Below are 25,791 nucleotides of genomic sequence, written 5' to 3'. Positions count from 1 at the left end.
TTGCACTGGATAATCCCCTTTCAGGCCAAGTGGGTGGCGAGGGACCCGGCTTCGCCAGCCGGCGTGAGGGGAGGCGTTCTTTGCGAAGTGTGCAAGATTGCAATGGATCCTAAGTAACATGGGTGGAAATTAACTTGGCTTCGAAGTTTCAAAACAGATTGGTGGGGACCGTCATCCTGGTCGCCCTGGTGGTCATCTTTCTGCCGGACCTGATGGACGGCAACAAGCTGGAGCAGAAGGACGAGGCCTTCGCCAAGATCCCCCTGCGTCCGGAGCTGGAGCCCGCCAAACCTGCGCTTCAGGTCTCGGCGGCGAGCACCCTGCCGGCCGAGCATCTGGCGAGTCAGCAGCAGGCCTCTGCCGCGACCCAGTGGCAGGTAGAGGAGATTGGCGATACCGTGACCCTGGCCAATCAGCCGGGAGCCAGTCAGGCTCCCATCACCCAGCAGCAGCCGGTACAGGTCGTGGCGCAATCCAAGCCCCAGCCCAAACCCGAGCCCAAACCCGAGCCCAAGCCGGAAGTGATCGCCAAGAAACCGGTGGAGCAGCCCAAACCCAAGCCGGTGCCAACCAAGCCGGTAGAGGTGCAAAAACCGGTGGAGGCCAAGCCACAGGCGGGCCAGATCAAGACCATGGATGATCTCATCGCGAGCAAGATGGCCCAGCCGACTACGGCACCGGCAGCAGCAGCCCCGGCTCAGGGGAGCTGGATCCTGCAGCTCGGCGCCTTCAAGAATGCAGACAGCGTCAATGCTCTGGTGAGCAAGCTGAGGGCGGCGGGCTACTCGGCCCAGACGTCGCCGAGAACCCCGGTGCAGGGGCAGATCAACCGGGTCTTCATCGGACCGGATGTCTCCAAGGCCAAGTTGCAGGGCATGCAGAGCCGGATCAGCCAGATGACGGGCTTGAGCGGCTCGGTGGTGGCCTACAACCCCTGACAGGACGATGAAATGAAAAGACCGCGCCTCATGGCAACATGGGTGCGGTCTTTTTTTGTGTCCAACACGGGGGAGGCAGTGTGGCTATCGGGCTATCGGGCTGCCGAGGAGGCCTAGATGCACTTCACCGGCTTGGGGAGGCCTGCGATCTTGGTGGCCTGCTTGGCGGGGCCTTCCGGGAACAACTTGTAGAGGTAGCGGCTGTTGCCCTTCTCCGGGCCGTACTGCTTTTCCATTGCCTTGACCAGGGCGCGGATGGCGGGGGAGGTGTTGAACTCCAGATAGAAGGCCCGCACGAAACGCACCACTTCCCAGTGGGGATCCTCCAGCACTATCCCCTCTTTCTCGGCCAGCACCAGGGCCAGCGCCTCGCTCCATTGCTCGCTGTGGCGTAGATAGCCCTGGGCATCGGTCTCGATGAGTTGGCCGTTGAACTGCAAATGGTGTGGCTCGGACATGACGCTTCCTCGAAAAGGCTATCTCAATGGGGCGGGCATGGTAGCGTCTTGCGTCCCGTCCGGCAACCGGGGCGGCGCTTGGCACCTGCCTCGGGCGGGATCGGTCCGGCGGCTATGTCCGGCTAGGTTCGCCCCTGACCTGTCAGCAACTGGCCGTCGTTGGCCAGCATCAACAGCTCGTCTGCCAACTGGCTGATGAGGGTGAGCTGCTGGCTCAGCATCAGCTGCTCCTCGCTGCTCTCCGGAGCGATGGCCGGACAGGCTCCCGCGAGCGGCCTCGGCATCTGCCCCGCCAGGTGACCGGCGGCCTGCTCCAGGGTCTGGCTGATGTGGCGGCTTATCTCCTCCAGCCCCTCGATGGGCTCGAGTTTGTCGCGATGGGCCCCGAGCGCCGAGATATAGGAGAGCAAGGCATGGTTGCGCCAGGTGAGGGTAAAGCAGAGATCCAGGAAGCGGCGGCGCTTGCTCGGCTCCACCAGCATGCTCTGCCAGGCCATGGCCAGCTCGCTGTCGGCGAGGTGGGCACACTTGCGGGCCACCCGGTAGTCCAGGGATTCATCCCGTTGGCGATGCAGGCTGGCGAGTACCGCCGAGAGGTACTTCGCATTGGCGGACAGGGAGTTGGCGATAAGGGTCGGCAACCGCTTGTATTGCCAGTCGGGCCAGAGCCAGGCCACCAGGGCGTAGGAGAGCAGGCAGCCGAGCAGGGTATCGAGCAGGCGGGGTCCGAGGATGGCGAAGCCGATGCCATCCAGCAGGTTGAACGCCATCAGCACGTAGAGGGTGATGAAGCAGACGGCGGCGCTGTAGTTGCTGCGCACCTGGGTGAAAAACAGGAAGGCGGCCAGCCCCATGATCCCCAGTTGCAGGTGCAGCTCGGGGAAGAACCAGAGCACGGGCACGCCGATGAGGATACCGGCAAAGGTGCCGAGCATCCGCTGAACCAGACGACGGCGGGTGGCGCTGTAGCTCGGCTGGCAGACGAACAATACGGTGAGCAGGATCCAGTACCCCTTGTCCAGGTGAAACGCCTGCAGAATGCCATAGCCCACTACCAGCCCGAGGGAGAGCCGCAGGGCATGGCGAAACACCATGGAGTTGGGGGTCAGGTGCTGCCTGAGCAATGCCAGCAAGGGCAGGGCGACCGGCCGTGCCAGGGGAGGTAGGCTAGTGGGCGGCGCGGCGGGGTTTTGCAGCTCTTCGGCGCTTTGTAGCAACTGGTTGATGCTGGCCAGGTTGCGACGCAGGAACTTCATCGGTGTCAGCAGGGTCTTGGGGTAGTGCTGCTTGAGGTGGGTGAACTCCAGCTGATCGCCGAGGGCCTCCAGGGTCCAGTGAATGCGTTTGTGGTGGGTGTAGGGCTTGTGCACCAGGATGGCGTAGCCAAGCTGCTGACAGGCGTCGGCAAGCTGTGACAGCACCTCCTGGAAGCCGTCGAGGACGATGCCCTGCTTGAGCTCTGCTTCCAGCTTGCTGTAAGGGTAGTGGCTGGAGGTGGCCCGCTCCTGGATCTCCAGGGCAAGCAGGTAGAGGCGCAGCAGGCCCGCGAGCTCGGGGGCCACCCCGTGGCGGCCGGGGGCATGAAGACGGGCATTGAGCGCCGTCTTGGCCTGGTTCAGGGCATTGACCAGGTTGATGTTGAGCTGGGCCAGATTGTGGCGGATGGCCTGGGCGCCGTGTTCGTCGGCCGGGAAGAAGCGGGATTTCTCCTGCAAGTAGCGGGCGAGGGCGAAGTAGCTCTGGGCCAGTTGCTCGTGCAGGGTCTTGTAGGGCAGCAGCCAGAGCCAGACCAGGGACACCAGGCCGTACCAGAGGGCCCCGGCGCACAGGGCCAGCGGCTGATAGAAGAGATCCGGCGCCTTGGCGGCCCCCAGCATGGTGTAGATGGCAATCAGCAGGGAGCCAAAGCTGATGGTGGCGTAGCGTTGGCCGAGGGCCCCCACCATCACGAAGAGGAAGGTGGAGCCCGCGAGCCCGATGGCAAAGAGCCAGGGGGTGGGGAAGAGATACTGTACGCACAATGAGGCAAACAGGAAGCAGAGCAGGGTCATGGCGAGGTTCTTGACCCGGCCCCAGAGGCTGTCGTCGGTCTCGGCGATGGCGCCGGCCACCACCCCGAGGGAGAGCAGCACGGTGAGCTGGATGTCACCGGTAGCCAGCGCGAAGGCGAGCAGCCCCGCGATGGCGAGCAGGACCTTGAGAGCGAAATAGATGTGGCTGTCTGTCAGCAGCCGGCGCAGCAGGCCGGAGAAATCCATCGGCATGCTAGGCACCACCCTTGAACGAGGTGAAATCGATGTGGCTGTCGGTCAGCAGACGGCGCAATAAACCTGAGAAGTCCATGGGCATGGGATGAAGGCAACCCTTGAGCGAAACGAAAGCGACAGCATAACCCGTCGGCAACGAAACGGCCCTGATTTGGATCAGGGCCACTTCGCTTCATATCCTTGATTTGCAACTTATCCTGACAGAAATGGGCGCCAATAAAAACCCCGCCGAAGCGGGGTCTTGTGCATATCAAGCATCCATCAGTTGCGGTTGCCGCCAAGCAGGCTCAACAGGCTCAGGAAGATGTTGTAGATGGAGACATACAGGGTGACGGTGGCAGAGATGTAGTTGGTCTCGCCGCCGCGCACGATCTGCTGGGTGGTCAGCAGGATGGCGCCGGAGGAGAAGAGCATGAACATGGCGGACAGGGCCAGGCTCAGGGCGCTCATCTGCAGGAAGATGTTGGCGACCATGGCAACCAGCAGTACCCAGAACCCGACGAACAGCATGCCGCCGAGGAAGGAGAGGTCCCGCTTGGTGGTCAGGGCATAGGCAGACAGGCCGAAGAAGGTGAGCGCAGTACCGCCCAGCGCCGTCATCACGATCTCGCCGCCGCCGTTGTTCATGTACATGTTGATGATGGGGCCGAGGCTATAGCCCAGCAGGCCGGTCAGGGCGAAGGTGAACACCAGCCCCATGCCGTTGTCACGGTTCTTCTCGGTCAGGAACATCAGGACGTAGACACCGATGAGGAACACGGCCCAGTGCAGGGGCGGCATGTTCATGACGGTTGCTACCCCGGCTACCACGGCTGAGAAGCCAAGAGTGAGGGAGAGCAGCATGTAGGTGTTGCGCAGCACCTTGTTGGTGTCGCGCACGGCACCCTGGGTGCCAGTGTAGATAGAACGGGTATCCATCTTGATGTCCTCTTGATTTCCGGGGTGAAGCGACCAAGTGTGCTTCGTTAACGCATTGTATGCACTGAATGTGTGGATGACGAGCGCTGATTTCAAGCGCCACCCCACCTGCGTGGTGCCTACTATCCCAGAGCAAAGATGTATTGCGCATGAACAAGGAGGCTCAAGGCGTTGCAGAGGGCGCCTGTTCCTGCTCTTTACCCTGTCTGGCGATCCGCGTCGGCGAGAAGCCGAACTGCTTTCTAAACGCCGTGATGAAATTGGCCACATGGTCATAGCCGGCGTGGGCGGCGGCCCCTTGCAGAGAGAGGCTGCGCGCCTCCAGCCTGGCCCGCGCTTCTTGCAGCTTTCGCTGGCGAAGGTAGCGCTGCAGGCTCATGCCCAGCTCTTTTTTTGCGGCCCGCTGCAAGGTGGAGACGCTCATGCCGAGGGTGGCCGCGATCTCGGTCAGGGTCATCTCGTCCACTTTTTCATCCCTGAGCAGCATCTTGAGGCGCGTCGGTTGCTCGTTCTGGCGCTGGCAACAGGGGGAGGCGGCCTGCTGGAGGTTGGTCATCAGGCTCTCCCAGACACTGAGGGCAAAGGCCTTGCGCATCAGCATCTCGGAGGCGTTCTGGCTGCTGGTGAGATTGAGCGCTTCCGCAATCTGTCCAAGGGCAGCGGGCAGGGTCCAGTCGACGCGGCTCAGATGGCGGCTGAAGGTCTGTGTGAAAGCCTTGCGATGCGCCTGTGCCAGGTTGTGGGCGAGCCAGGTGTGGTCCAGGGAGAGGACGATGCTGCGGCTGCGCACCTGGGCTTTGGCCGCCCCCTGCACGATGTCGGGCTCGGTATAGAGGATGGCGGTTGCCACTATGGGGTCGGACTCGTGGAAGCGACACCCCTTGAGCCTGTGAGTGGCGCCATAGGTCATCAGGGCCCGGCTCTCGAGGGGAATGGCGATGATCAACTGCGGCGGCAACTCCCGCTCGGTGGCGAAGTCTGCCTTGTGAACGATGTCCTTGTTGTGAAAGCGAAGACCCTCCTGGATCACCAGGTTCTCCACCCTGCCGGTGAAGCGCCCCCGTGGGCGTGCGCTGGTGTCCCTTGCCACTGTGTCAGTCATGTGCAATTTGACCATGTCGAAGAGTGAAATGACCACACCGCAAAACTGCGGCGGAAGATGGAGTGATATATTAGCCCCCGGAAAATCAAATGAAAATGATTATCATCTCCATCTTGGGGTCACTCTTACTATGGTTGTCTTGAAGGATAAAGCGCGAAGCCTGCTGGCTCTGGCCATCTCTGCCGCTCTGGCCGTCACCGTTGCCGCCCCAGCAGGGGCACACACACCGGACATCAAGCCGGACGAAACCCTGGTCGTCTATGGCAATCCACTCTACGGGATGTCGCCGTCGGAGGAGACGGGAGGCTATGGGGTCGACTCGGCCACCGTCGGCACCAAGACGCCGGCGGCCCTCAAAGACATCCCCCAGTCGATCACCGTGTTGACCAACGACTACATCGAGGAGCGCAACTTCGTGGCGGTGGACGATCTGGCCAAGTTCACGCCGGGTCTGCGCACCCTGGTCAATGACAGCGGTCGCTCCTCCATCTTCTCCCGTGGCTATGAGTACGACGAAGTGAACCTCAACGGCCTGCCATCGCCCATGCAGAGCAAGTACGGCACTCTGCCGTCGCTGGCGGCGGTGGATCGGGTGGAGATCATGCGGGGCCCCTCCGGCCTCTTCAACAGCACCAGCGAGCTGGGGGGCGTGATCAACATGGTGCTCAAGCGTCCGACCGACGCCTTCAAGGGCTCGGTCACGGCGCGCTATGGCAGCTGGGACAGGCATTACCTGGAGGCGGACATGGGGGGCGCACTCAACGACGAGGGTTCCCTGCGCGGTCGCGTCGTGGTGGCCAACGCCGACATCAAGAACCAGGTGGACTACAACAACAACGACAACGGTACCTACTACGGCACCCTGGAGTTCGATCTCTCGGATCGCACCCGCCTCTCCGTCTACGCCCTGCACCAGACCAAGGACATCCTGCCCACCAACGGCCTGCCGGCGTACAAGGACGGCTCCCTGCTCGACATCGGCCGCAGCACCTACCTGGGGTCGGCTGAAGACTTCTTCGACGCCGACACCACGGATGTGGGGGCCTCGCTGCAACACGCCTTTGCCAACGGCGGGGTGGGTCAGGTCTCGGCCCGCTACATGGATCACGACATGCGGCTGGAGCAGACCTTCACCAACGGCCCCGTGGACGTGGCGGGCAACACCGGGCTGATGTTCAACGGCCAGGGGAACCAGCAGAAGAACATGGCCTTCGATGCCAACTACAGTCAGATGTTCGATCTGTTGGGGCACAAGAGCGAGTTTGTGCTGGGCTCCGACTACAAGCGCTACGAGTCGGACATCCAGACCTACACCAACCGCAACCTCGGCAAGATCAATGTGTTCGATTTCGACCCGATCCGGGTCGCCAAGCCGGACTACAGCTACACCAAGAATGACCATGAGGAGCAGTCGGAGCTCGGTCTGTATGGCAAGGTGACCTGGCGGCTGATGGAGCCGCTCTCGGTGATCACCGGGGCCCGCGTCTCCTGGTACGATCTGGATGCCGTCAGCACGACCCTGAGTTCTGGAGCCCAGAGCGGCGAGTCCAGTGCGTTCAACGGCAAGCTCACCCCCTACGCGGGGGCCGTCTATGACCTGAGCGACGAACACGCCTGGTATGCCAGCTACTCCAAGGTGTTCAAGCCCCAGACCAGCCAGGACGAGAGCGGCAACTTGCTCAAGCCCCGGGAGGGCAGCCAGTGGGAAACCGGCATCAAGTCCTCGCTGCGTGACGGCCTGCTCAACACCCGGGCGACCCTCTTCCTGATGAAGGACGACAATATCGCGGCCCAGGCCTACGACGATCAGGGCATTGCCATCACCAACACCTACTGGGCGACCGGCAAGGTGGAGACGCAAGGGGTGGAGCTGGAGGCGAGCGGCTATCTCAGCCAGAACTGGATGGTGATGGCCGGCTATACCTTCACCGACATCGAGGAGAAGGCCGGGGATCACAACCCGAAATTCGACACCATCCCCCGTCACGCCCTCTCACTCTGGACCGACTACCACTTGGCCGACTGGGTGCAGGGGCTGCACCTCGGGGCAGGGATGACGGCGGTGAGCGACTACGGCTTCAACCAGAAGGGGGTCGAGACCCATCAGGGGGGCTATGCCCTGTTCGATGCGGCGGTGCGTTACGAGATCAACGACAGGATGCAGGCGACCCTGAACCTCTACAACCTGCTCGACCGGGAGTACTTCTACCGGGTCGGCTCCACCAGCACCTTCAACATGTACGGCGAGCCGGCGAACCTGATGGCAGGCTTCACCTACAAGCTGTAACGGCCGACGACAGCAGGGCCTGCGGGCCCTGTTGTCGTCTCTGTGCGCCACCCTACGGGGGATCCCCAAGGCTGGCGACACAATCCTGGTTCATCCAATGACAAGACTCATCACCCTGCTGCTCACCATGATCACACTCTCTTCTGCCCAGGCAGACATGCTCCACTACGCCCAGCGCTTCACCCACCATTCGGCCCTGCTGGGGGAGACGCGGCAATACAGCGTCTCCCTGCCCCAGGAATATGAACGCGAGCCAGGGGCTCGGTTCCCCGTGCTCTATCTGCTCGACGGGGAGAAGAGTCTGCTGGAGGTTGTCGGCATCACCCGGGCCCTGCGGGCCGGGCTCTATCCGGCTATCCCCCCCCTCATCATCGTCGCGGTGCACAACACCGACCGGATGCGGGATTACACCCCGAGCCACACCATGACCTTGCCCAATGGGGCACCGGCGGGGCCCGGCTATGCCGTGACGGGGGGCGGGCCCCGGTTCTTGCGCTATCTGGGCGAGGAGCTGCGTCCCCTCATCGAGGAGAGGTTTCGGACCCAGGCGCCGGCCCTGCTGGTGGGTCACTCCCTCGGCGGCCTGCTGGCGCTCGATGCACAGGCGCAAGACGGCGGCCAGTTCCAGGGGGTGATCGCCATCGACGCCAGCCTCTGGTTCGATTACCCCCGCAATTACGAGCGCATCGCGTCGGAGTTGACCGGGCCGCTCAGGCACGCCTCCTCGCTGTTCATGGCGGTGGCCAACAACCCCTTCACCCCGGGATTCGGGCGCTCGGCGCTTCACCGGGATCGCCTGCAGCAGTTTGCGCGGCGGGTAGTGGGGGCACCCGGCGCAAACCTGCACGTCACCAGCCGCTACTTCGAGGAGGAGGATCATCACAGCGTCTATCACCCCGCCGTCTATCAGGGACTCCAGTGGCTGTTTCAGGGCTACAGGCTGGATCTGGCGCCCGGGCACTTCAGCCGACAGGCGGTGATCGCCCGCTTTGATGCCCTGAACCGCCACCTCGGCAGCGCACTGCGCCCGGAGCTGGGGAGTCTGCGGGACATCAAGGAGAAGGCCGCGCGCTGGCCGCAGATGGCGATCCCCGTGGACGAGGCCGATGCCCTGCTGGCCCACTACTACGGGTCGAAGCCGTGAACGCCGATATTTTTGCCTGTGTCTGGAATCGTCACAACGGCGCCGGAGACGGGCGTCGGTCCGGCGCCATCCCTGGGTAGACTGCCGAAACGAGGGGCGCCGGGTCGGTGCCCCGACAGAGGCAGGGAGTGAGCGATGGCGGTTGCAGGAAAGAGGGGAGGCATGCTGGCTCTGTGGTGCGGCGCACTCCTGATGTCGGGGTGCAGTGGGTTTGCGCCTGCGCCCATTCCCGTCACCTATCTGAGTCAGGATCCACCCCCAGGCAGGCTGCCCCTTGGGGAGACCGCCTATGTGGATGACGGTCGCTGCCCACCAGGGCAGGTCAAGCGGCTCATCGGCGGGGACGTGAAGCACAATGTGCCAAGAAAGGTGGAGTGTGTGGCAAGACCGCAATGATGATGTGATTTTCACAGCCTGAAACATCCAAAAAAGAGCCCTGGGGCAGTCGCCTTGGGGCTCTTTTCGTCTGGCTGGCCTGGTCGGTGTGATGCCGCAGCGGGCTAGAAGGCATCTCCAGGGACCCGCACCCAGCCTTCCATCAGGATGCGGGCGGAGCGGGACATCACCGCTTTGGTGACCGTCCACTGTCCCGCTACCTGCTCTGCCTGGGCTCCGACTCTCAGGGTGCCGGAGGGGTGACCAACGCGCACCGCTTCGCGCTCGCCGCCCCCGGCGGCCAGATTGACGAGGGTGCCGGGAATGGCCGCCGCCGTGCCGATGGCCACGGCGCAGGTGCCCATCATGGCGTGGTGCAGCTTGCCCATGGAGAGGGCCCGCACCAGCAGATCGATCTCGCCGGCAATAATCTCCTTGCCGCTGGCGGTGCGGTAATCCTTGGCGGGTGCGACGAAGGCAATTTTCGGGGTGTGCTGGCGAGTGGCCGCCTCTTCGGGGCGCTTGATGAGCCCCATGCGCAGGGCACCGGCAACCCGGATCGCCTCGAAACGGGCGAGCGCTTGCGGGTCTGTGTTGATCGCCTCGCGCAGCTCGGTGCCCTCATAACCAATGTCCTCGGCGTTGACGAACACCGTGGGGATGCCTGCGCTGATCAGGGTGGCTTTCAGTACGCCGCTCTTTACAACAGACGCGGGTACCTCCAGATCGTCCACCAGATTGCCGGTGGGGAAGAGGGCGCCGCCGTCTTCACCCTCGTCGGACGGCTCGAGAAACTCCAGCACGATCTCGGCGGCGGGGAAGGTCACCCCGTCCAGCTCGAAATCGCCTGTCTCCTGCACCTGGCCGTTTGTCACCGGCACGTGGGCGAGGATGGTTTTGCCGATATTGGCCTGCCAGATCCGCACCTCACAGGTGCCGTGCTCCGGGATGCGGGACGGGTCCACCAGGCCGGCGTGGATGGCGAAGGCCCCGGCGCCGGTGGAGAGGTTGCCGCAGTTGCCGCTCCAGTCCACGAATGCCTTGTCGATGGCGACCTGGCCGTAGAGGTAGTCCACATCGTGATCGGGTTGCTGGCTTTTGGAGAGGATCACGCACTTGGCTGTGGAGGAGGTGGCCCCCCCCATGCCGTCCATGTGGGCGCCGTAGGGGTCGGGGCTGCCGATGACCCGCAGGAAGAAGGCATCCCGTGCCGGGCCCGGCTGCTGGCAGCGCTCGGGCAGGTCAGATAAGCGAAAGAAGACCCCCTTGCTGGTGCCGCCACGAAGGTAGGTGGCCGGAATTCTGACTTGTGGTATGTGGGCCATAGAGAGTGTCCTTAGAAGAGTCATTGATCCTGCTCCCTCTGGGAGAAGGTGCCCGAAGGGCGGATGAGGGGGATGTCCCCTCACCCCAACCCTCTCCCAAAGGGAGAGGGTGCCTTATGCCTTCCCCTTTTTCAAAGGGGCGGGGTTGCGATTTAGCTTGCGGCCTTTTGCGCGGTTGACGCCAGGAAGTCCTGGGCGAAGCGTTGCAGCACGCCACCCGCCTCATAGACCGAGACCTCCTCGGCGGTGTCGAGGCGGCAGGTCATTGGCACCTGGATCACTTCGCCGCTGCGACGGCGGATCACCAGAGTGAGATCGGTGCGCGGCTGGCGTGCTCCCACCACGTCATAGGTCTCGGTGCCATCGAGGCCCAGCGTGAGGCGGGTGGTGCCCGGTTTGAACTCGAGCGGCAGCACCCCCATACCGATGAGGTTGGTGCGGTGAATGCGCTCGAAGCCTTCCGCCGCGATCACCTCCACCCCGGCAAGGCGCACCCCCTTGGCCGCCCAGTCACGGGACGAGCCCTGACCGTAGTCGGCACCGGCCACGATGATGAGGGGCTGCTTGCGTGCCATGTAGGTCTCGATGGCTTCCCACATCCGCATCACTTTGCCGTCCGGCTCGACGCGGGCGAGGGACCCCTTCTGCACCACGCCGTTCACCACCGCCATCTCGTTGACCAGCTGGGGGTTGGCGAAGGTGGCGCGCTGGGCGGTCAGGTGATCGCCGCGGTGGGTGGCGTAGGAGTTGAAGTCCTCCTCCGGCAGGCCCATCTTCGCCAGATATTCCCCCGCCGCGCTGCCGGGCAGAATGGCGTTGGAAGGGGAGAGGTGGTCGGTGGTGATGTTGTCCGGCAACAGCGCCAGGGGCCTCATGCCGCGCAGGGTGCGCTCGCCCGCCAGTGCCCCCTCCCAGTAAGGGGGGCGACGGATATAGGTGCTTTGCGGACGCCAGTCGTACAGGGGCGTCACCTTGGGACTCTGATCCTCTTCCTGGGTGAACATGGGGATATAGACCTGGCGGAACTGGGACGGCTTGACCGACGCCTTGACCACGGCGTCGATCTCTTCATCAGACGGCCAGATATCCTTGAGGCGAATTTCCTTGCCGTCCACCACCCCCAGCACATCTTTTTCAATGTCGAAGCGGATGGTGCCGGCGATGGCGTAGGCCACCACCAGGGGCGGGGAGGCGAGAAACGCCTGCTTGGCATAGGGATGGATGCGGCCGTCGAAGTTGCGGTTGCCCGAGAGCACCGCTGTGGCGTAGAGGTCCCGCTCGATGATCTCCTGCTGGATGGCGGGATCCAGGGCACCGGACATGCCGTTGCAGGTGGTGCAGGCAAAGGCCACGACGCCGAAGCCGAGCCGCTCAAGTTCCTCGTCCAGTCCCGCCTCTTTCAAGTAGAGGGCGACTGTCTTGGAGCCGGGGGCGAGGGAGGATTTGACCCAGGGCTTGCGGCTGAGGCCGAGCCGGTTGGCGTTGCGGGCCAACAGGCCTGCGGCGATCACGTTGCGCGGGTTGCTGGTGTTGGTGCAACTGGTGATGGCGGCGATGATGACGGCGCCATCGGGCAAGAGGCCGTCAGCCTCCTGGGCACGAGCCTTGTCCAGATCCACCGCGATGCCCCGCGTGGCAAGTTCGGTCACCGGCAGGCGACGGTGGGGATTGGAGGGGCCCGCCAGGGTGCGCACCACGCTCGACAAGTCAAAGTGCAGCACGCGCTCGTACTGGGCGTCCACCAAGGCGTCGGCCCAGAGGCCCGCCTCCTTGGCGTAGGTCTCCACCAGCCTGACCTGCTCGTCGTCACGGCCGGTCAGTTTCAGGTAGTCGATGGTCTGGCCGTCGATGAAGAACATGGCCGCGGTGGCGCCATATTCCGGCGCCATGTTGGAGATGGTGGCCCGATCGCCGAGGGTGAGGGCGGCGGCCCCCTTGCCACGGAACTCCAGATAGGCGCCGACTACCTTCTGCTGGCGCAGGAATTCGGTGAGCGACAGCACCAGGTCCGTGGCGGTGATGCCGGGCTGCGGCTTGCCGGAGAGCTCGACGCCGACGATCGAAGGCAGCCGCATCCAGGAGGCGCGCCCCAGCATCACGTTCTCGGCTTCCAGCCCGCCCACCCCCACCGCGATGACGCCGAGGGCATCCACGTGGGGGGTGTGGCTGTCGGTGCCGACGCAGGTATCCGGGTAGGCCAAACCGCGATCGGCGTGGATGACGGGGGACATCTTCTCCAGGTTGATCTGGTGCATGATGCCGTTGCCAGGCGGGATCACCTCGATGTTCTTGAACGCCTGCTTGGTCCAGTCGATGAAGTGGAAGCGATCCTCGTTGCGGCGATCCTCGATGGCGCGGTTCTTCTCGAACGCTTGCGGGTCAAAGCCGCCACATTCAACGGCCAGGGAATGGTCGACGATGAGCTGCACCGGCACGACCGGGTTCACCTGGGCGGGATCGCCCCCCTGATCGGCGATGGCGTCGCGAAGGCCCGCGAGGTCCACCAGGGCGGTCTGCCCCAGGATGTCGTGGCACACCACCCGCGCCGGGAACCAGGGAAAGTCGCGATCGCGCTTGTTGTGCACTATCTGGCCGAGGCACTCGCCGAGGATGGCCGGATCGCATTTGCGAACCAGGTTCTCGGCGTGGACGCGGGCGGTGTAGGAGAGCCTGTCCCAGGCGCCGGGGGCGATGGCGTTGACCGCCTCCCGGGCGTCGAAGTAGTCAAGCTGTGTGCCGGGCAGGGGCTTGCGATATTGCGTGTTGATCATCACTTGCGCTCCTTGAGCGGCACGAAGGTCAGATCGGCCGGACCGACGTAGTTGGCGCTCGGGCGGATGATCTTGCCGTCGATGCGCTGCTCGATGACATGGGCCGACCAGCCTGAGGTGCGGGCGATGACGAACAGCGGGGTGAACATGGCGGTGGGCACCCCCATCATGTGGTAGCTGACGGCGCTGAACCAGTCGAGGTTCGGGAACATCTTCTTGGCCTCCCACATGGTGGACTCCAGCCGCTCGGCGATGTCGAACATCTTGGTGTTGTGCTGCTCCTGGCTGAGCTCGCGCGCCACCTCCTTGATCACCTTGTTGCGGGGATCGGAGACGGTGTAGACCGGGTGGCCGAAGCCGATGACCACCTCCTTCTTCTCGATGCGGGCGCGAATGTCGGCCTCCGCCTCGTCCGGGTTCTCGTAGCGCTTCTGGATCTCGAAAGCCACCTCGTTGGCGCCCCCGTGCTTGGGCCCGCGCAGGGCACCGATGGCTCCCGTGATGCAGGAGTACATGTCCGAGCCGGTGCCGGCGATGACGCGGCCGGTGAAGGTGGAGGCGTTGAACTCGTGCTCGGCGTAGAGGATGAGAGAGGTGTGCATGGCGCGAACCCAGGAGTCGCGTGGCTTGTGCCCGTGCAGCAGGTGCAGGAAGTGGCCGCCGATGGAGTCGTCGTCGGTCTCCACATGGATGCGTTTACCGTTGTGACTGAAGTGGTACCAGTAGAGCAACACGGAGCCGAGACAGGCCATCAGCTTGTCGGCGATGTCCCGGGCGCCCGGGTGGTTGTGATCGTCCTTCTCCGGCGACAGGCACCCCAGCACGGAGACGGCGGTGCGCATCACGTCCATGGGGTGGGCGGAGGGAGGCAACTGCTCCAGGGCGGTCCTGACCCCGGTGGGCAGGCCGCGCAGGGCCTTGAGCTTGGCCTTGTAGGCGGCGAGCTCCGCCACATTGGGCAGGTGGCCGTGCACCAGCAGGTGGGCTATCTCTTCAAACTCGCAGCTGGTGGCCACGTCCAGGATGTCGTAGCCACGGTAGTGCAGATCGTTGCCGCTGAGGCCCACGGTGCACAGGGCGGTATTGCCGGCGGCGGTGCCGGAAAGGGCGACGGATTTCTTCGGCTTGAAGCCGGTGGTTTCGGGCAGGGCGCTCATCACATGTTTCCTCATTCAGTCCGTTGATGCGCCAGCCGCCAGCATAAGGCGGCCGGTCGCCGTCTTATTCCTTGGTCGAAAGATCCTGGGTGAACAGCCTGTCCAGGGTCTGCTCGTAGTGGTGGTAACCGAGAAAATCGTAGAGGGACTCCCGGGTCTGCATGGTGTCGACCACGGCGCGCTGGTGGCCGTCGCGGCGAAGCGTCTGATAGACGTTGAGGGCGGCCTGGTTGGCGGCGCGGGCGGCGCTCAGGGGGTAGAGCACCATGTCGACGCCATGCAAGGCGAGCGCCTCCTTGTCAAACAGCTCGGTCTTGCCGAACTCGGTCATGTTGGCGAGGATCGGCACCCCGGCCGCCTGCCTGAAACGGTCGTACTGCTCGAGCTCGGTGACCGCTTCGGCGAAGATCATGTCGGCGCCCGCCTCCACATAGGCGGCGGCGCGCTCCAGGGCCGAGCCCAGCCCTTCCACCGCCAGGGCGTCGGTGCGGGCCATGATGACGAAACTCTCGTCCTGGCGGGCATCCACCGCCGCCTTGATCCTGTCCACCATCTCGGTGACGCTGACCACGGCCTTGTTGGGCCTGTGGCCGCAACGCTTCTGGGCCACCTGATCTTCCATGTGGACGGCGGCCACACCGCCGCGCTCGAAGGCGCGGATGGTGCGGGCGATGTTGAAGGCGCCCCCCCAGCCGGTGTCGATGTCCACCAAGAGTGGCACCTGGGTGGCGGCAGTGATGCGTTCGGCATCGATGAGCACGTCATTCATGGAAGTCATGCCGAGATCCGGCAGGCCATAGGAGGCGTTCGCCACCCCGGCGCCGGAGAGATAGAGGGCCTGGAAGCCGCTGCGCTCGGCCATCAGCGCCATGTAGGCATTGATGGTGCCGACTATCTGCAGGGGCTTTTCGTTGGCCAGGGCCGTGCGAAAACGCTTGCCGGCCGAGGGGGAGAGGTTGGACATGGTGACTCCTTTCATGGGGTGCGTGTCTGCTGGATGTGTAGGGTGAACGGCATCATCTCACACTACGTTTACGTTAACGTCAATTATGCTTAGGTCCAAGGTCGTATCAAGTGTGCTCTCCCCTGACGGGCCCCTGGTAACACCAGTAACACAGACTCGTTGGAACCATTTTTTGGTGTGATGCATCGTGTGGGAGAGAGGTGAACCTGGGAAAATGCCGAGTGTTTTTTGGCCAAACCTGGTCTTTTGGGGTCATAATCTTGCGCGGCGTCAAACAGGATGCAAATTGTGTCTCAGCCATCCTCCCCGACTGGGTCTCTGCGTTGCTTGCCCGTAGGCGTTTGGCTACACTCAGTGGGTGATCAAACAAGGGGTGTGTGCCATGAAGAAAAGCCAGGTTCATCTCATCGACGAAGAGGTGGATTTTCCTGCCAATGAACAGCTGGTCTCCACTACGGACCTGCAGGGTGTGATCACCTACGCCAATGATCACTTCTGCCGGGTAGCGGGGTACAGCCGGGCTGAGCTCATCGGCCAGCACCACAACATGGTTCGCCACCCGGACATGCCCAAGGCTGCCTTTGCTGACCTCTGGGGCAAGCTCAAGCAGGGCAAACCCTGGCGCGGCATGGTGAAAAACCGCTGCAAGGATGGGCGTTACTATTGGGTGGATGCCTATGTCACCCCTATCTTCGAGCAGGGGCGGATCAATGGCTACCAGTCGGTCCGCAGTCGCGCCGCGCCGGAGATGAAAGCCGTGGCCGGGCGCACCTATGCCAGATTGAAGAGCGTGGAGCGGGGGGAGCGAAAGGGCGGATTGAGCCTGCGCCCGATGCGCCACGGGGTGGCCATCGTCGGTGTCTTGCTGATGCTGGCGGGGGGAGCCTATCTGATGGGGCCCTGGGGGCCGCTGTTCATCCTGTTGCCCCTCTTGTGGCTGGCCCTGATCTATCGTGACACCCTCATCACTACCCCCCGTTATCTGCGACAGCTCGCGGACGAATATGACAGCCTGACCCGGCTCATCTATTCGGGGGAGGATGCCAGTGCCATTGCAGACTTCCACATCAAGCTGTTGCAGGCCAGGATCCGCACCGTCCTTGGACGAGTGGACGATGCGACCCTCTCCCTGCAGGATCTCGCGGTGCATCTGAAAACAGCCTCCAGCGAGGCGAGCGCCGACATCGCCGAACAGGATGTCCAGACCCAGCAGGTGGCGACGGCCATCACCGAGATGGCGGCGACAGCCCACGAGATTGCCCGCAATATCCTGGAGACGGACAACCAGATAGCCCAGGCCAAGGCGCACTGCCAAAACACCGATCAGCAACTGGAAGATACCCAGCACAGGGTGACGGAGCTGGCCACCCAGGCAGAGCATGCCTTCACGGCCGCCGTGGCACTGGCGGAGGAGTCGGACCGCATCGGTGTGCTGATGAGCGAGATCCAGGGCATTGCGGATCAGACCAATCTGCTGGCGCTCAACGCCGCCATCGAGGCTGCGCGGGCAGGGGAGCAGGGGCGAGGCTTTGCGGTGGTGGCGGACGAGGTGCGAACCCTCTCCACGCGCACCCACAAGGCGACCGAGCAGATCCAGAGCAGCATAGGCCAGATCCAGCGTACCCTGAACGGCTGGAAGGGCATGATGCAGCAGAACCTGCAACAGACCCAATCCTGCGTGACCCTGACCCGCCAGGGATCAGAGAGCCTGCATCAGGTGCTGGCGGAAATAGAACGGGTGGTGGACCTCTCGGCCCAGATCTCGACGGCGGCAGAGGAGCAGCAGGCGGTGGTGGAGGACATCAGCCGCAACGTCAACGCCATCTCCCAGCACTCCCACACCAACAGCAACAAGATGCAAGACATGGACGCCTCGAGCGACATCCTGCTCACTAAGGCTCGCCAGCTCAAATCCCTGGGGCAGACCTTCGGGTAAGAGCGGTCAGACTCATGCAATGCAGGAAGGCCACCCCAGGGGTGGCCTTCCTGTTTATCGGTTTCACGGGGGATCGGCTCTGTGTGCCGGGAGATGAGCCAGTCAGCCGGACTGCTCCGCCAGCGTGATGACGCGGCCACCCTTGTCACAATACATGGCCCTGTCGGCCTGGATGAGCCACTGCTCCGGGCTCCAGTCATGCTGGTAGTGGCTGACGCCGATGCTGATGCCCACCTGCATCGGCTGGTCATTGACCACGAAGGGGGCCTGCATGGCCTGGCGGATCACGGCGGTGACCTCCTCTGCCTGACGGATATCGTAGCCCGGCAGCAGCAGGATGAACTCGTCCCCCGCCAAGCGGGCAAAATAGCACTGGTGGCCGATGGCGTCGTGGATCCGTCGGGCCAGCTGGCAGAGGATGGCATCCCCCTGACTGTGGCCGAAGTTGTCGTTGATGCGCTTGAAGTCATTGAGATCGCAAAACAGCAGGCAGCCCGGATTGTCGCTTTGTACCTGGTGTTTCAACTGCTCCATCAGGCTCAGACGATTGGGCAGCCCGGTAAGGGGATCGAGGCGGGCCAGTTGCAGTATCTCCTGCTCTCGCTGCTTGCGCAGGGCCACTTCCTGGTTGAGCCGCTTGTTGCTCATCAGAAGATAGAGGGAGAGCAGCAGGATGAGACCACCAACACCCAGGCTCAGCAGGAACCATGGACGCCAGAAGATCCACTGTTCTGAGGGGACCTGATAGAGGAAACGGGTCAGGGAGACCGGCTTGGCAAGGAGGCCTATCTCGACCAGCTGCTGCATGATGTGAGCGAAGCGATCCGGATTCATATACCCGATCTCCACATAGAGCGGCTGGATCATCTCCTTGCTCATCTGCAACTCGTATTCCATGTGGGCCTGGCTGCGGTTGACGCCATACTCCGTGCGTAGCAGGGCGATGGCTTCCTCGGGGTGGGTGAGGGCATAGCGCCATCCCTTGAGGCTGGCTGCACGAAAACGTGCCACCCGATCCGGATTGAGCCGCTCCTGTGCCTGGGTGGTGAAGAGAATGTCGCTGTAGAAATCGATGCCGTAGTTGCGAGGGTTGATGACGGACACCGAGATGCCGCGCTCTTCCAGATAGAAGGGCTCATTGCTCAGATAGGCGTTGAAGATGTCTATCCGGCCAGCGATCAGATCGTCGATGTTGACCGAAGTGGGTACCGGGATGAGCTGGCGCTCGTGAAGCCCCTGATAGTAGAGGGTGGCCAGCAGTTCGGCATCCTGATGACCCGGAAACATCATGATCCGTTTGCCACGCATGTCCGCAACGGTGAGAATGCCGCTGTCGCGGCGTGCCAGGAAGATGGAGGGAGAGTGCTGGTAGACGCTGGCCAGCGCCAGCAGCGGCTTGCCCTGGGCGTAGTGGGTCAGCACCTCGGTGTTGCCGACGCCAAAGTCGGCGCGTCCGGCCAGCACCTCCTGAACCGGACTTATTCCCTTGCCACCTGGCCTTATCTCGACATCCAGACCGGCGTCGGCGTAATACCCCTTGGCCTTGGCCATGTGATAGCCCACAAACTGGGGCTGATGCAGCCAGCGCAACTGCAATACCACCTTCTCCGGCAGATCACGTGTCCGTTCACTGGCCTGGAGGGGCGAGAAGCAAGTGATGCCAAGCAACAACAGCCAAAACAGGCATTTTTTCATTCGTGCGATTCTTGTGCTGAGGGTCCATGAAGATGGCCAGCAGGCCTGCATTCAAGTTGTTAACAAGTAACATTCTAAAGGGTTATACATGTACCGGATACAATTGCAGCACAAAGATTTCATGGTGATCAACAAGCGTCCGGGCATTGGCATGCACGATGATGCCGGCGAGCCGGGTCTCGTCAATCGGGTCAGAATGGATACCGGTCTTGACCTCTATCCGGTCCATCGACTGGACAAGATGACCTCTGGGTTGGTGCTGTTGGCCCGCACCCCCGAAGCGAATCGCGCCCTCAGCATGGCTTTCGCGGCGCGGGAAGTGAGCAAGCAGTATCTGGCCCTCTCCGATCGCAAGCCGAAGAAGAAGCAGGGCTGGGTGAAGGGGGACATGGAGAAAGGGCGAGGCGGCAGCTGGATGCTGAGCCGCACCCAGGATAACCCGGCCATCAGCTGGTTCGACTCCGTTTCGGTGCGCGAGGGGCTGCGCCTTTATCGCATCAAGCCCCGGACCGGCAAGACCCATCAGATCCGGGTGGCCTTGAAGAGCGTGGGAGCCCCCATCCTCGGGGATGAGCGTTACGGCGGCACGGTGGCGGATCGCGGTTATCTGCACGCCTGGCGCCTCGCCTTCACCCTGGCAGGTGAGAGTTTCGATCTCGTCTGTCCGCCCGATGAGGGGACACTGTTCCTCCTGCCCGAGTTGCATGCCGCCATCGCAGAGATCACCGAATGAGCGCAGCAACCGTGAGAGTCCCAGCCCGTGGCTGGATCCTGGCCGACTTCGATGACACCCTGGCGCCGGATGACAGCCATGCGGGGTTGCTGCGTTTCATCTTGCGCCGCCGTATCTGGCCGCTGCTGCTGTGGCCACTGATGGCGTTCGGTGCCGTGATCTATCTGCTGCCAGGTCAGCGCAGTCGCGGCATTGCACTCATCTGGTGGACCATCACCCTCGGGCTATACCCCCTGGCCTGGCACGCCTTGATACGGCAGTACAGCCTGACCCGGCCCGGTCTGTATCGGGAGGCGCGAGCCCTCCTGACGGGGGAGGGGTGCCGCTGCTGGGTCATCTCCGCCAGTCCCCGCGCCCTGGTCCGTGCCCAGCTCCATCGTCAACTGCCAAGGCTCCCTCACCGCATCATCGGCTCGCGGATGGGTTACCGTTTCGGCGGCCTAGTGCCGCGCTTCTATTGCCATGGCAGGCACAAGCTGCTGCCCGAGCTCCTGACCCTGGAGGCCGCACTCACCCTGAGTGACAGCCTGCACGATCTGCCCCTGCTGGCGTTGGGGGAGCAAGCCTGGCTCATCAACCCGCAAAGGACTCGATTGCTAAAGGCGAGGGCGGTGCTGCCCCATATCGAACCCCGTTATTGGTCGCTGTAAGGCAAAGCTGACAGCCTTGCGGGACGCTAACGAGCGCAGTGCAAGGTTGGGGCTGTGATGTCACATTTCATTTACATTTTTTGGCGCGGATCCCCGCCAAACTATCTGAACGCCGCCCCTTCTCATTCCCTGCGCTCGCCACTCTAATGAAACAAGTTGTTAACAATGCCGTGCGGGCTGCCTGTCGAGCCCTTGCGGCGTGAACCGTTTCGTTATCAGTTCATCGCAAGGAGCGCATCATGACCACCCCTTCTTCCCGTACTCACACCATCAACCCCCTTGGCACCGACGGGTTTGAGTTTGTCGAGTACACGGCGCCGGATCTCAAGGGCATTGCGGCTCTCAAGGCGCTGTTCGTCTCACTGGGCTTTGCCGAAGTGGCCAAGCACAGGCACAAGCAGTGCTGGCTCTATCGCCAGGGGGACATCAACTTCGTGGTCAATGCCGAGCCCCACTCCCAGGCGGAGGAGTTTGCCCGGGCCCATGGTCCGAGCGTGTGCGGCATGGCGTTTCGGGTGAGCGATGCCGGCCGTGCCCAGCAGTACGCCATTGGCCAGGGGGCCAAGCCGTTTGTGGGCAAAATCGGCCCCATGGAGCTCAACATCCCCGCCATCTACGGCATCGGCGAGAGCACCCTCTCCTTTGTCGATCGCTATGGCGATCGGGGCTCCATCTATGACGTGGACTTTATCTTCTACCCCGACTGGCAGGCCCGCATGGCCGAGGTGGACGCGGGGCTCTATGAGATCGACCACCTGACCCACAACGTCCATCGCGGCAATATGAACCTCTGGTCGAATTTCTACGAGCGGATCGGCAACTTCCGGGAAATCCGCTACTTCGACATCGAGGGCAAGCTGACCGGACTGCACTCGCGCGCCATGACGGCCCCTTGCGGCAAAATTCGCATCCCCATCAACGAGTCGGCGGACGACAAGTCCCAGATAGAGGAGTACCTGCGCCAGTACAAGGGGGAGGGGATCCAGCACATCGCGCTCGCCTCTGCCGACATCTATCACACCATCCGCACGCTCAGAGGGCGGGGAACCGGCTTCATGCCGACGCCGGACACCTACTACGAGAAGGTGGACAGCCGGGTCGCGGGTCATCAGGAGGATCTGGCCGCGCTGAAGGCGCTGTGCATCCTCATCGACGGCTCGCCGACGAAAGACGGCATCCTGCTGCAGATCTTCACCGATACCGTCATCGGTCCCGTGTTCTTCGAGATCATCCAGCGCAAGGGTAACGAGGGCTTTGGTGAGGGCAACTTCCAGGCATTGTTCGAATCCATCGAGCTGGATCAGATCCGCCGTGGCGTGCTGGACGGATCCACGCAAGGGGAGGTGAACAGTGCCGCGCAGGGCCAGAAAAACGGAGAACCGAGCGATGCGTAACTGGATAAGCTTCCCCCATCGGGAGGGAACCCACTCCCGCCAGGCCCATGCCGATCTGCCGGAGCAGGCCATCTATGAGCGCGAGCTGGGGCGCTCGGGCTTCTTCGGTCCGGCCACCCACATGCACCACAAGCACGCTCCCACCGACTGGGTCAACTGGGAAGGGCCGCTTCGGCCACGGGCGTTTGACTTAAACGATCTGCAGGAGGAGGTGAGCTCCCTCTCCCCCTGGGTGATGCCGGATCTGCTCAGCAACCCCCACTGCCGCTACCGCATCTGGCGCCTGAGCGAGAGGATGCCGTTTCTGGTGCGCAACGCCGATGGCGACGAGCTCCTGTTCATTCACGAGGGGGGAGGCGACTTCTTCTGCGACTACGGCCATCTGACCCTGCGGGAGGGGGACTACGTGGTGATCCCCCGTGGCACCATGTGGCGCATCGAGCCCACCGCACCCCTCTTCATCCTGATGATCGAGGCGACGGAAGACAGTTATCAGCTGCCGGACAAGGGACTGGTGGGCAATCACGCCATCTTCGATCCGGCGGCCCTGGACGTGCCCGCCATCAACGAGCGCTTCCTGGCCCAGCAGGATGAAAACCCCTGGTCGCTGCAGATCAAGCGCCACGATCAGGTCTCGGTCGTCACCTGGCCGTTCAACCCGCTGGATGCACAAGGGTGGCACGGGGACTTGTGCGTGGTGCGCCTCAACTGGCGGGATATCCGCCCGCTGATGAGCCACCGCTACCACCTGCCTCCCTCGGCCCACACCACCTTCGTTGCGAGCCGGTTCGTGGTCTGCACCTTCGTGCCGCGTCCCATCGAGAGCGACCCAGGCGCCCTGCGGGTGCCCTTCTACCACAGCAACGACGACTTCGACGAAGTGCTCTTCTACCACGCCGGGGACTTCTTCAGCCGGGACAACATCAAGCGGGGCATGGTCACCTTCCACCCTGCCGGCTTCACCCATGGTCCCCATCCCAAGGCCTTTGCGGCGGGGCAGGCCCATGCCAAGACCTTCACCGACGAGGTGGCGGTGATGCTCGACACCCGGGATGCCCTGGCCGTCGGCCCGATCTGCGAAGGGGTTGAATACCCCGGTTATGTCACCAGCTGGCAGCGTCCAGAGGCGCTCGGCAAATAAGGAATTCGATATGAAACTGGCAACCCTGAACAATGGCAAGCGCGACGGCGCCCTGGTGGTGGTGAGCCGCGATCTGGCGCGCACCGTCCATGTGACGACCATCGCCCCGACCCTGCAGTCGGCCCTCGACCAGTGGGGAGAAGTGGCGCCGCAATTGGCGAAGGTTTATCAGCGACTCAACGAGGGCGCCTGCCCCGACGCCTTCCCCTTCGATGAGGAGGCGTGCCTCTCCCCGCTGCCCCGCGCCTACCAGTGGATTGACGGCAGTGCCTACGTCAACCACGTGGAGCTGGTGCGCAAGGCGCGCGGCGCCGACATGCCAGAAAGCTTCTGGCACGATCCCCTGATGTATCAGGGAGGCTCTGACAGCTTCCTGCCGCCCCGTGGCCCCATCGTGATGGGCTCCGAGGAGTGGGGGATCGACTTCGAGTCGGAAGTCGCCGTCATCACCGACGACGTGCCCATGGGCACCCGTTCGCAGGGGGCGGCGAGCCACATCAAGCTCTTGATGCTGGTCAACGACGTGAGCCTGCGCAACCTCATTCCCGGGGAGCTTGCCAAGGGCTTTGGCTTCTTCCAGTCCAAGCCCTCCAGCAGCTTCTCGCCGGTGGCCATCACCCCGGACGAGCTGGGGGATGACTGGCGCGATGGCAAGGTCCACCTGCCCCTGGTGACCCACCTCAACGGCGCCCTGTTCGGGCAGCCCGACGCCGGGGTGGACATGACCTTCAACTTTGATGAGCTGATTGCCCATGCCGCCAAGACAAGGCCGCTCGGGGCGGGCTGCATCATCGGCTCGGGCACCGTCTCCAACTACGACAGAAGCCGGGGATCCTCCTGCCTTGCCGAGCGGCGGATGCTGGAAATTATCGAGTCAGGTCAAGCCACTACACCCTTTCTGCGCTTTGGTGATACAGTGTCCATCGCGATGCAGGATCGCAACGGGATGAGTCTGTTTGGCACCATTTTGCAGCGGGTCACGCAAGCAACGGCCAAGCGGGCTAGCTAGGAGAGCCCGACCCCGGGAGGGGCGGGCGACACGGCAGGTGGCAGACACCTGCCACCACAGGGACACACTATGCTGCAGTTGTTTGGATATTGGCGCTCATCGGCCAGCTTTCGTGTGCGTTTGGTACTGCAACTCAAGGGGCTCGATTATGAGCAGCACCCGGTCAACTTGCGGCAGGGTGAGCAGAAGGAGAAGGCCTACCGCCGGGTCAATCCCCAGGGACTGGTGCCGTTTCTCGTGGACGATGACGTGCATCTGGGTCAGTCGGTGGCCATCATGGAGTACCTCGACGAGACCTATCCCGCCTACCCCCTGATGCCCTCCGCCCCCATCGAACGTGCCCGGGTGCGCCAGATCGTCAACATGATCGCCTGTGACACCCACCCCCTCAACAACCTGCGCGTGCTGCACTACCTGGAGCAGGAGTTGGAGCAGAGCAAGATGGCGCGGGATGCATGGTATCGCCACTGGATAGACGAGACCTTCACCGCGCTGGAACAGCTTCTCATGACCACCGCCGGCATCTATTGCGTGGGCAACGAGGTCACCCTGGCGGACTGCATGCTGGTGCCCCAGGTCTACAACGCCCGTCGCTTCGACATGACCCTGGATGACTACCCCACCATTGCGCGCATCGTCGCCAACTGCGAGCAGTTGCAGGCCTTTATCAAGGCCGCCCCCGCCAATCAGCCGGATGCCCAGCCCTGAAGCTGTGCAGACCGGGTCAGCGCGTTGGCCCGGTCTGCCGTCTCTTTCCTTGCCCGGGTTATCTTGCTCGCCTCAGGGCGTGCCATTGGCCCCGTAGCGTCGAAACCCCGGCCGCTCTTTCAGTCGCTGGTAGTAGTCGTCCACGGCGGGTAGCGACGGGCGATCATAGGGCGTCTCCAGCCAGCGGTTGACTGACAGCCCGATGGGAATGTCTGCCAGCGAGAAGTGCGGACCGGCCACATATCCTCCGGTTGTTTGAAGCTGTCTCTCCAGGATCTCCATGCAGTGAGACCACTGCAGGCAAGCTGCGTGAAGGGCCTGATGGTCTTGATGCTGGGGGGAGCGCCTCACCAGCGACAGGAAGGCGTAGCGCCAGGCGGTGTTCAAGTCCGATGCCTGCCAGTCAATCCATTGATCGACCCTGGCCCTGGCTCTCGCCTCGGCGGGATAGAGTGCATTGGCACCATGGCGCGTCGCCAGGTAGCGGATGATGGTGTTCGACTCCCACAGCGTAAAATCCTCATCCTGAATGACGGGCACCATGGCATTGGGGTTGAGTGCCAGAAACGCCGGGGTGTCCGTGGGTCTGAAGCCGGATCCCCACTCCTCCAGCTCGAACGGGAGGGTCAGTTCGGCACAGGTCCACAGTACCTTGCGCACATTGATTGACGACGCCTTGCCCAGTATTCGCAACATCTTTTTCGTCCTTGTCCTGGGTGATGGATGGTCGGTGTGTCGCAGACATGCCACTTCCCTGTTTGCGCTGCCATCAAGGCCCTGTACTGTCACTGACCGTGCGGGGCCCTGTTTGATTGACTG

The 25,791-nt window shown here is 63.1% G+C and carries 22 protein-coding genes; 11 read left to right on the top strand and 11 right to left on the bottom strand.

Annotation, left to right across the window (positions count from 1 at the left end):
* Nucleotides 1–134: 134 nt before the first annotated feature.
* Nucleotides 135–938 carry a cell division protein DedD gene (dedD, locus tag J9889_RS05010; RefSeq protein ID WP_210556070.1) on the top strand — a complete coding sequence of 268 codons (804 nt, stop codon included), beginning with the start codon at nt 135–137 and terminating at the stop codon, nt 936–938.
* Between the two features lie 113 nt (nt 939–1,051).
* Here dedD and J9889_RS05005 read toward each other — a convergent pair whose 3' ends face one another.
* The 5 genes from J9889_RS05005 to J9889_RS04985 all read right to left on the bottom strand — a co-directional run bounded on the left by J9889_RS05005 (nt 1,052) and on the right by J9889_RS04985 (nt 5,683).
* Nucleotides 1,052–1,396 carry a TusE/DsrC/DsvC family sulfur relay protein gene (locus tag J9889_RS05005; RefSeq protein ID WP_039038798.1) on the bottom strand — a complete coding sequence of 115 codons (345 nt, stop codon included), beginning with the start codon at nt 1,394–1,396 and terminating at the stop codon, nt 1,052–1,054.
* Between the two features lie 122 nt (nt 1,397–1,518).
* Nucleotides 1,519–3,660 carry a YccS family putative transporter gene (gene yccS, locus J9889_RS05000; protein ID WP_210556069.1) on the bottom strand — a complete coding sequence of 714 codons (2,142 nt, stop codon included), beginning with the start codon at nt 3,658–3,660 and terminating at the stop codon, nt 1,519–1,521.
* Between the two features lies 1 nt (nt 3,661).
* Nucleotides 3,662–3,829: a hypothetical protein gene (locus J9889_RS04995; protein ID WP_158654765.1), complete on the bottom strand. Its 168-nt coding sequence runs from the start codon at nt 3,827–3,829 to the stop codon at nt 3,662–3,664.
* Nucleotides 3,830–3,924: 95 nt separating this feature from the next.
* Nucleotides 3,925–4,581, bottom strand: a complete 657-nt coding sequence (locus J9889_RS04990) for a Bax inhibitor-1/YccA family protein (RefSeq protein WP_210556068.1) — start codon at nt 4,579–4,581, stop codon at nt 3,925–3,927.
* A 163-nt stretch (nt 4,582–4,744) separates the two neighbouring features.
* Nucleotides 4,745–5,683, bottom strand: a complete 939-nt coding sequence (locus tag J9889_RS04985) for an AraC family transcriptional regulator (RefSeq protein ID WP_246878037.1) — start codon at nt 5,681–5,683, stop codon at nt 4,745–4,747.
* A gap of 130 nt (nt 5,684–5,813) precedes the next feature.
* Here J9889_RS04985 and J9889_RS04980 point away from each other — a divergent pair, with 130 nt between their 5' ends.
* The 3 genes from J9889_RS04980 (at nt 5,814) to J9889_RS04970 (ending at nt 9,510) form a co-directional block, all read left to right on the top strand.
* A complete protein-coding gene (locus J9889_RS04980) occupies nt 5,814–7,970 on the top strand; it encodes a TonB-dependent siderophore receptor (protein ID WP_244053482.1) in 2,157 nt (718 codons plus the stop codon).
* 97 nt (nt 7,971–8,067) lie between these two features.
* The gene (locus J9889_RS04975) at nt 8,068–9,114 is read left to right on the top strand and encodes an alpha/beta hydrolase-fold protein (RefSeq protein ID WP_210556067.1); all 1,047 of its coding nucleotides are present in this window, start codon (nt 8,068–8,070) and stop codon (nt 9,112–9,114) included.
* 162 nt (nt 9,115–9,276) lie between these two features.
* Complete coding sequence (locus tag J9889_RS04970; protein WP_202040496.1) at nt 9,277–9,510, top strand: DUF6719 family protein; 234 nt, start codon at nt 9,277–9,279, stop codon at nt 9,508–9,510.
* A 104-nt stretch (nt 9,511–9,614) separates the two neighbouring features.
* Here J9889_RS04970 and prpF read toward each other — a convergent pair whose 3' ends face one another.
* The 4 genes from prpF to prpB all read right to left on the bottom strand — a co-directional run bounded on the left by prpF (nt 9,615) and on the right by prpB (nt 15,706).
* On the bottom strand, nt 9,615–10,814 hold the full coding sequence (gene prpF / locus J9889_RS04965) for a 2-methylaconitate cis-trans isomerase PrpF (RefSeq protein ID WP_109112660.1): 1,200 nt from the start codon (nt 10,812–10,814) through the stop codon (nt 9,615–9,617).
* A gap of 152 nt (nt 10,815–10,966) precedes the next feature.
* Entirely contained in the window at nt 10,967–13,585 is a 2,619-nt protein-coding gene (gene acnD, locus J9889_RS04960) for a Fe/S-dependent 2-methylisocitrate dehydratase AcnD (RefSeq protein ID WP_210556066.1), read from the bottom strand.
* Nucleotides 13,585–14,742, bottom strand: a complete 1,158-nt coding sequence (gene prpC / locus J9889_RS04955; protein WP_210556065.1) for a 2-methylcitrate synthase — start codon at nt 14,740–14,742, stop codon at nt 13,585–13,587. Before prpC ends, acnD begins: the two co-directional genes overlap by 1 nt.
* A 64-nt stretch (nt 14,743–14,806) precedes the next feature.
* Nucleotides 14,807–15,706, bottom strand: a complete 900-nt coding sequence (gene prpB / locus J9889_RS04950) for a methylisocitrate lyase (protein ID WP_052814557.1) — start codon at nt 15,704–15,706, stop codon at nt 14,807–14,809.
* Between the two features lie 382 nt (nt 15,707–16,088).
* On the opposite strand from prpB, the gene J9889_RS04945 reads away from it, so the two are divergent.
* Nucleotides 16,089–17,642 (top strand): PAS domain-containing methyl-accepting chemotaxis protein, encoded by a 1,554-nt coding sequence (locus J9889_RS04945; protein WP_210556064.1) that lies wholly within the window; start codon nt 16,089–16,091, stop codon nt 17,640–17,642.
* A 102-nt stretch (nt 17,643–17,744) separates the two neighbouring features.
* Here J9889_RS04945 and J9889_RS04940 read toward each other — a convergent pair whose 3' ends face one another.
* Nucleotides 17,745–19,337: a GGDEF domain-containing protein gene (locus J9889_RS04940; RefSeq protein WP_052814555.1), complete on the bottom strand. Its 1,593-nt coding sequence runs from the start codon at nt 19,335–19,337 to the stop codon at nt 17,745–17,747.
* Nucleotides 19,338–19,425: 88 nt separating this feature from the next.
* On the opposite strand from J9889_RS04940, the gene J9889_RS04935 reads away from it, so the two are divergent.
* The 6 genes from J9889_RS04935 (at nt 19,426) to maiA (ending at nt 24,972) form a co-directional block, all read left to right on the top strand.
* Nucleotides 19,426–20,070 carry a TIGR01621 family pseudouridine synthase gene (locus J9889_RS04935; protein ID WP_052814554.1) on the top strand — a complete coding sequence of 215 codons (645 nt, stop codon included), beginning with the start codon at nt 19,426–19,428 and terminating at the stop codon, nt 20,068–20,070.
* Nucleotides 20,067–20,720, top strand: coding sequence for an HAD family hydrolase (locus J9889_RS04930; protein WP_210556063.1), 654 nt, complete (start codon nt 20,067–20,069; stop codon nt 20,718–20,720). Before J9889_RS04935 ends, J9889_RS04930 begins: the two co-directional genes overlap by 4 nt.
* 239 nt (nt 20,721–20,959) lie before the next feature.
* The gene (gene hppD, locus J9889_RS04925) at nt 20,960–22,114 is read left to right on the top strand and encodes a 4-hydroxyphenylpyruvate dioxygenase (protein WP_109112664.1); all 1,155 of its coding nucleotides are present in this window, start codon (nt 20,960–20,962) and stop codon (nt 22,112–22,114) included.
* Nucleotides 22,107–23,255 (top strand): homogentisate 1,2-dioxygenase, encoded by a 1,149-nt coding sequence (locus J9889_RS04920; RefSeq protein ID WP_210556062.1) that lies wholly within the window; start codon nt 22,107–22,109, stop codon nt 23,253–23,255. Before hppD ends, J9889_RS04920 begins: the two co-directional genes overlap by 8 nt.
* Nucleotides 23,256–23,265: 10 nt before the next feature.
* Nucleotides 23,266–24,264, top strand: a complete 999-nt coding sequence (locus J9889_RS04915) for a fumarylacetoacetate hydrolase family protein (RefSeq protein ID WP_210556061.1) — start codon at nt 23,266–23,268, stop codon at nt 24,262–24,264.
* Between the two features lie 69 nt (nt 24,265–24,333).
* A complete protein-coding gene (gene maiA, locus J9889_RS04910) occupies nt 24,334–24,972 on the top strand; it encodes a maleylacetoacetate isomerase (protein WP_210556060.1) in 639 nt (212 codons plus the stop codon).
* 72 nt (nt 24,973–25,044) lie between these two features.
* On the opposite strand, the gene J9889_RS04905 is transcribed toward maiA, so the two are convergent.
* A complete protein-coding gene (locus J9889_RS04905) occupies nt 25,045–25,668 on the bottom strand; it encodes a glutathione S-transferase (protein WP_048208735.1) in 624 nt (207 codons plus the stop codon).
* Nucleotides 25,669–25,791: the final 123 nt, after the last annotated feature.

The sequence above is a fragment of the Aeromonas sp. PrichA-15 genome, from assembly GCF_017939245.1.
GTDB lineage: Bacteria > Pseudomonadota > Gammaproteobacteria > Enterobacterales > Aeromonadaceae > Aeromonas > Aeromonas caviae.
This window is presented reverse-complemented; position numbering and strand designations above follow the sequence as displayed.

Bases quoted from the DNA above. Each gene is read 5' to 3' on its own strand.
- J9889_RS05005 (WP_039038798.1), bottom strand. From the start codon at position 1,396: ATGTCCGAGCCACACCATTTGCAGTTCAACGGCCAACTCATCGAGACC.
- yccS (WP_210556069.1), bottom strand. From the start codon at position 3,660: ATGCCGATGGATTTCTCCGGCCTGCTGCGCCGGCTGCTGACAGACAGC.
- J9889_RS04990 (WP_210556068.1), bottom strand. From the start codon at position 4,581: ATGGATACCCGTTCTATCTACACTGGCACCCAGGGTGCCGTGCGCGAC.
- J9889_RS04985 (WP_246878037.1), bottom strand. From the start codon at position 5,683: ATGACTGACACAGTGGCAAGGGACACCAGCGCACGCCCACGGGGGCGC.
- J9889_RS04980 (WP_244053482.1), top strand. From the start codon at position 5,814: ATGGTTGTCTTGAAGGATAAAGCGCGAAGCCTGCTGGCTCTGGCCATC.
- J9889_RS04975 (WP_210556067.1), top strand. From the start codon at position 8,068: ATGACAAGACTCATCACCCTGCTGCTCACCATGATCACACTCTCTTCT.
- J9889_RS04970 (WP_202040496.1), top strand. From the start codon at position 9,277: ATGCTGGCTCTGTGGTGCGGCGCACTCCTGATGTCGGGGTGCAGTGGG.
- prpF (WP_109112660.1), bottom strand. From the start codon at position 10,814: ATGGCCCACATACCACAAGTCAGAATTCCGGCCACCTACCTTCGTGGC.
- acnD (WP_210556066.1), bottom strand. From the start codon at position 13,585: ATGATCAACACGCAATATCGCAAGCCCCTGCCCGGCACACAGCTTGAC.
- prpC (WP_210556065.1), bottom strand. From the start codon at position 14,742: ATGAGCGCCCTGCCCGAAACCACCGGCTTCAAGCCGAAGAAATCCGTC.
- prpB (WP_052814557.1), bottom strand. From the start codon at position 15,706: ATGTCCAACCTCTCCCCCTCGGCCGGCAAGCGTTTTCGCACGGCCCTG.
- J9889_RS04945 (WP_210556064.1), top strand. From the start codon at position 16,089: ATGAAGAAAAGCCAGGTTCATCTCATCGACGAAGAGGTGGATTTTCCT.
- J9889_RS04940 (WP_052814555.1), bottom strand. From the start codon at position 19,337: ATGAAAAAATGCCTGTTTTGGCTGTTGTTGCTTGGCATCACTTGCTTC.
- J9889_RS04935 (WP_052814554.1), top strand. From the start codon at position 19,426: ATGTACCGGATACAATTGCAGCACAAAGATTTCATGGTGATCAACAAG.
- J9889_RS04930 (WP_210556063.1), top strand. From the start codon at position 20,067: ATGAGCGCAGCAACCGTGAGAGTCCCAGCCCGTGGCTGGATCCTGGCC.
- hppD (WP_109112664.1), top strand. From the start codon at position 20,960: ATGACCACCCCTTCTTCCCGTACTCACACCATCAACCCCCTTGGCACC.
- J9889_RS04920 (WP_210556062.1), top strand. From the start codon at position 22,107: ATGCGTAACTGGATAAGCTTCCCCCATCGGGAGGGAACCCACTCCCGC.
- J9889_RS04915 (WP_210556061.1), top strand. From the start codon at position 23,266: ATGAAACTGGCAACCCTGAACAATGGCAAGCGCGACGGCGCCCTGGTG.
- maiA (WP_210556060.1), top strand. From the start codon at position 24,334: ATGCTGCAGTTGTTTGGATATTGGCGCTCATCGGCCAGCTTTCGTGTG.
- J9889_RS04905 (WP_048208735.1), bottom strand. From the start codon at position 25,668: ATGTTGCGAATACTGGGCAAGGCGTCGTCAATCAATGTGCGCAAGGTA.